Source organism: Mycobacterium sp., from assembly GCF_040509115.1.
Taxonomy (GTDB): domain Bacteria; phylum Actinomycetota; class Actinomycetes; order Mycobacteriales; family Mycobacteriaceae; genus Mycobacterium.
In genome coordinates this window covers 1-3,204 of the sequence record NZ_JBEVLO010000555.1, presented here as the reverse complement: position 1 = coordinate 3,204, position 3,204 = coordinate 1, and the positions used below count along the sequence as shown (strand labels likewise).

The following is a 3,204-nucleotide window of genomic DNA, read 5'->3' as shown; positions in this document are numbered from 1 at the left end:
GACTTCAGCGATGAGCGCTCGCGCGAAGAGCAGGCGGCTCCGATGAGCGCTCGCGCGAAGAGCAGGCGGCTCCGATGAGCGCTCGCGCGAAGAGCAGGCGGCTCCGATGAGCGCTCGCGCGAAGAGCAACCGCCCGGTGTGTGTGCTGGGCCTCGGGCTGATCGGCGGTTCCCTGATGCGTGCGGCGAGAGCCGCCGACCGCGAAGTCTTCGGCTACAACCGATCGCTCGACGGCGTGGAGGCCGCGCGCTTCGACGGGTTCGACGCCAGCGCCGACCTCGACGACGTGCTGCGACGCGCCTCCGACGCCACGGCGCTGATCGTCCTCGCCGTGCCGATGCCCGCCCTGCCAACCATGCTCGACCACATTCGCGTCGCCGCACCGAACTGCCCGCTCACCGACGTCACCAGTGTCAAAGTCGCTGTTCTGCAAGCGGTTCAGGACCACGACCTGCTCGCTCGTTTCGTGGGCGGTCATCCGATGACCGGTACGGCGCACTCCGGGTGGACGGCCGGTGCGGCGAACTTGTTCGTCGGCGCGCCATGGGTGATCAGCGTGGACGACCACGTCGACGCCGAGGTTTGGGCCGACGTGATGCAGCTGGCCCTCGACTGCGGAAGTTTCGTGGTCCCCGCCCGCTCCGACGAGCACGACGCCGCCGCCGCAGCCATCTCCCACCTGCCCCACCTGGTTGCCGAAGCCGTCGCCGCCACGGCCGCCGACGTCCCGCTGGCCTTCGCGCTGGCGGCCGGCTCGTTCCGGGACGGAACCCGGGTCGCCGCCACCTCGCCCGACCTGGTGCGCGCGATGTGCGAGGCGAACGCCGATCCGCTGCGAAACGCTCTGAACCGCACGATCGACCTATTGGTGCACGCCCGCGACGGCTTGGCGACGACGGGTTCGGTGGCCGACCTCGTCGAGTCTGGCCACGCGGCCCGCACCCACTACGACGACTACACCCGCCCCGAGATCGCGACGGTCACCATCGGGTCCGACGACTGGCGCCGCGAACTGGCCGCGGCGGGCCGGGCTGGCGGCGTCGTCAGATCCGCTCTGCCAACCCTGGGTAATCGAGGATGAAGCCGGCGTCGTCGACGGTGATCGTGGTGTCGGCGACCGGTGAGTGCAGCTTGATCCCCGCCCCGGGACCGGATCCCTCGCTGGCATAGGTGATGTTCACCGTCTCCACGGTCAGCTCGGGCACCCGGACGTAGACCACGGGCAGCGAGATCGGCTCGCCCTTCGCGAGGAGACCCGTGCGGCGGATCGGCAAGGCGTTGAAGAACGGGCTGTAGATGACGTCGACGTCGAGTGCGCCGTCGTGTGGCGCCCGCTTGGTCTGGTTCAAGTGGTCCTGAACCATCCACATGTTCTCGTGGTCGCGTGCAATGGAGAGTTGGCGTTCCCGCTCCGCCAACGTGACCGTCAAAGACAAGCGTTTGGTGGCGCCGACGTCATCGGTGACCAAGTCGTAGGACGCGCTGAACGCCGGATGGGCGTCCGTCGCCGCCGCCACGATGCGGCCATACGCCTTGATGCGGTTTCCCGACAGCTGAACCCGCACTGACTCCATTCGTGGAACGTCGTGGGCGCGCCACGTCAGAATCGCCGGGAAGTCGGCATGCGACTCAGAGCGGTCTACTTCACTCATCCCCCTACCGTAGGCGACGGCCCCCTGGCTTCGTAGCCGCCTTTCGAAACCCCGTCAGATCGCGACGTCGACGCCGATTCCAAAGCAACCTCGTCACCCAGGAACGGCTGGGGCATGCGCCGGAACCTGTCGGCACCCGGCTCCGACGCCCAGACCGCCAACGCAAGCAACGCGTCGAGGATGAGCGCCAGCGCGGTGACCACCAGCGCGCCCACCAACGCCAGATAGAACTCGCGGATCTTGATGCCGTCGATCAGGTAGCGCCCGAGACCGCCGAGGCTCGCGTAGGCGGCGACCGTCGCCGTCGCGACGATCTGCAGCGTCGCCGTCCGCAACCCGCCGAGGATCAGCGGCAACGCATTGGGCACCTCGACGCGCAACAGCACCCGCGACTCCGTCATCCCCATCGACCGCGCGGCGTCCACCACCGCCCGATCCACGTTGGCGATGCCCGAGTACGTGCCCGCCAGCATCGGCGGGATGCCGAGCAGCATCAGCGCCACCGTCGGCGGCACCAGGCCGAGGCCCCACAACAGCACGCCGAGCAGCAGGACGCCCAGCGTCGGCAACGCCCGCAGCGCGTTCACCCCCGTGACGACGAGGAACGTGCCACGACCCGTGTGCCCGATGAGCAGGCCGATGGGGATCGCGACCAGAGCGGAGAAGACGACCGCCACGGCGGTGTACTGCAGGTGTTCGAGGATCCGGGTGCCGAGGCCGTCCTGACCACCCCAGTTGGCGGCGGTGAAGATGAAGGACAGGGCCTGCTGTAGGAAGTTCATTACGCGCCCGCCTTCACGCTTCGGCCGGTGCGCACCCACGGCGTCGCCACCTTGCCCGCCAACATGATCAGCGTGTCGATGACGACCGCGAGCACGAAGATCGCAATGATGCCCGCGATGATCTGGTCGCTCTTGTTCGACTGATAGCCCTGGGTGAACCACGTGCCGAGGCCGCCGATGCCGATCACCGACCCCACCGACACCATCGAGATGTTGGTGACGGCGACGACGCGCAAGCTGGCGACGAGCACCGGGATTGCCAGGGGCAGTTCAACTTTCAAGACGCGGGTCAACGGCTTGTAGCCGATCGCGGTCGCGGAGTCCAGCACCGCGGGCGGCACCGCGTCCAACGCCTCCGGCACCGCACGCACCAACAGTGCCACCGTGTACAGAGTGAGGGCGACGATGACGTTGGCCTGGTCGAGGATTCGCGTCGGGATGATCAGCGGAAGCACGACGAACAACGCCAGCGACGGGATGGTGAAGATGATGCTCGCCGTGATCGTCGTGAGCCTGCGCAGTGTCGTGCGCCGTTGGATCAGCGCACCCAGCGGCACGGCGATCACCAGCCCAAGCACCAAGGGCAGCAACGACAGCCACAGGTGGATCAACGTCAGCGTCCACGCGGTGTCGAGGTGGGTGAAAAGATAGTTCACGGCCCTGCCCTACCCACCCTCGCCGGCTTGCTCGGCGAGCCGGTCCGCCTCGAGAGCCGCGAGCACGTCGTCGGCCCTGATGCCACCGATCACCTGTTTGGCGTCATCGACGGC

General features: G+C 67.9%; 3 protein-coding genes and 1 pseudogene. 1 reads left to right on the top strand and 3 read right to left on the bottom strand.

Translation table 11 applies throughout. The annotated features are described in order from the left end of the window. Positions 1 to 58: 58 nt before the first annotated feature. Positions 59 to 1,081 (top strand): annotated as a pseudogene (locus ABW137_RS37020) (prephenate dehydrogenase); the annotation flags it as partial. On the opposite strand, the gene ABW137_RS37015 reads toward ABW137_RS37020, so the two are convergent. From ABW137_RS37015 to ABW137_RS37005, 3 genes are read right to left on the bottom strand one after another with little or no spacing between them, the layout of a single operon-like run. Further along, a complete protein-coding gene (locus tag ABW137_RS37015; protein WP_526408162.1) occupies positions 1,044 to 1,652 on the bottom strand; it encodes a putative glycolipid-binding domain-containing protein in 609 nt (202 codons plus the stop codon). The pseudogene ABW137_RS37020 and the gene ABW137_RS37015 overlap by 38 nt on opposite strands. After that, positions 1,649 to 2,434: an ABC transporter permease gene (locus tag ABW137_RS37010; protein WP_526408160.1), complete on the bottom strand. Its 786-nt coding sequence runs from the start codon at positions 2,432 to 2,434 to the stop codon at positions 1,649 to 1,651. The genes ABW137_RS37015 and ABW137_RS37010 overlap by 4 nt, the downstream gene beginning before the upstream one ends. Further along, a complete protein-coding gene (locus tag ABW137_RS37005) occupies positions 2,434 to 3,090 on the bottom strand; it encodes an ABC transporter permease (protein WP_526408158.1) in 657 nt (218 codons plus the stop codon). Before ABW137_RS37005 ends, ABW137_RS37010 begins: the two co-directional genes overlap by 1 nt. Between the last annotated feature and the right edge of the window lie 114 nt (positions 3,091 to 3,204).